The 1,495-nt window shown below is 30.6% G+C and carries 2 protein-coding genes; one reads left to right on the plus strand and one right to left on the minus strand.

Annotation, left to right across the window (positions count from 1 at the left end):
* Nucleotides 1-262 precede the first annotated feature (262 nt).
* Nucleotides 263-541 (minus strand): GNAT family N-acetyltransferase, encoded by a 279-nt coding sequence (locus B0A64_RS24150; protein ID WP_244285488.1) that lies wholly within the window; start codon nt 539-541, stop codon nt 263-265.
* 176 nt (nt 542-717) lie between these two features.
* Between B0A64_RS24150 and B0A64_RS24155 the strand changes: the two genes are divergently transcribed.
* Nucleotides 718-1,281: a porin family protein gene (locus tag B0A64_RS24155; RefSeq protein WP_089482006.1), complete on the plus strand. Its 564-nt coding sequence runs from the start codon at nt 718-720 to the stop codon at nt 1,279-1,281.
* Nucleotides 1,282-1,495: the final 214 nt, after the last annotated feature.

Here is a 1,495-nt window from a genome sequence, read left to right on the forward strand (position 1 = left end):
TTTTTATGCCTAATTATCTTAAAAAAGCATCCCGAAACAATACTATTTCCTGAAAGAAACGACTCTCAAAACAAAAATCATCAAAATCGTAATTATTTGATCCTGTATATTTTATTCTATAAATGGGAGTATATTTTCTATAGCAAAATTTCCATTATTGTAAATTCCTGTTCTGCTTTAACAAAAGTTTTATGCGTATCTGTCATACCACATTTTTCATAGAAATATTTTTTGTTGGTTCGCGCATTACACCATAATTTGGTCATTTTTTGTCTTTTGCAACCTCTAAAATATGTTTTAGCAATGTCGAAGCCATTCCTTTTCCCTGATAATCATCTAAAGTTGCCAATTTTCTAAACTGCATTTCAGTACCAACGATAAAACAAGAAACTATGGAAACCAATTTTTCGCCATCAAAAACACCAAAATGTAACCCTGAATTATCTTCTTCTAATTGAACAAACTCAAAAGGCTGATCCGGCCACATTACAACGTGTCTTATTTGCCAGGTTTCAGAAGCTTTGATTACTTTAATATTCATTGTAGCATTATTTTATTGAGAATCTCAAATTTAACCTATTTTTCAATTCTATTCAACTCCTTTTACCAAAACACATTTGATTCATTATCAAAAACTTATATGAAATTAAACAAGACAAATCTTTCTTTTATTATTAATAATATTTATTTTTATGGGATCTAAAAATAAACCAAGCTATGAAAAAATTTATTCTTGCAGTATTATTATGTATTAGTGCCAATGGTTTTGCACAATTAATACAATTTGGACCTCAGTTTTCGTATAATATCACTTCTCCGCTTACTAATGATTTCAGTTCAAAAAGTTCCGGAACCGGTTATGGTGTTGCAGGATTTGCGAGAGTAAATTTATTAATATTTTATGGTCAGGGAGAATTTGGATATGCAAAATCAAAGTTTAGTCTTTCGCAAACCGGGATTGGAGAAACTGAATATGAGTTGTCAGGAACTGATGCAACATTACTTGTTGGTTTTAAAGTTGTTCCTTTAGGCAAACTAGGAAATGTCAGGATTTTTGCCGGATACAACTGGAAAAGCTATTCAGATATAAAAGCCAATAATAATCTAAATTTGATCGCATTCGAAAAAAACAACAGTAGTATTCTTGGAGGAGTTGGCATCGATTTATGGAAACTGACTTTAGACTACAGATATCTTGCAGGAGTTACAGATCTTGATCCATCAAACAGAAAAATAAAAACCGCGGTTTCTAACATCTCTCTTGGATTTAAATTTTTATAAATAAGAAACCCATTGGGTGTAATTAATTTTAACACATAGAAACATAGCTTTTGGATCTTTAAAAAAGGCGTTTCACTTGTTTAAAATGCACATAGCCTAGCTATGTGAAAGAAATGTATTTCTTTTGGCATTCCTTTTAGCTAAAAAAATCTATGTCTCTATGTGTTAAATATATATTTTTTGACCCAAGCGAAGCGAACAGACGAAGTAATTA

The organism is Flavobacterium araucananum, assembly GCF_002222055.1.
In the GTDB taxonomy this organism is placed as follows: Bacteria; Bacteroidota; Bacteroidia; order Flavobacteriales; family Flavobacteriaceae; genus Flavobacterium; species Flavobacterium araucananum.

What these genes read in the sequence shown, in the direction of transcription:
- B0A64_RS24155 (WP_089482006.1), top strand. Translation starts at nt 718, where the DNA reads ATGAAAAAATTTATTCTTGCAGTATTATTATGTATTAGTGCCAATGGT.
- B0A64_RS24150 (WP_244285488.1), bottom strand. Translation starts at nt 541, where the DNA reads ATGAATATTAAAGTAATCAAAGCTTCTGAAACCTGGCAAATAAGACAC.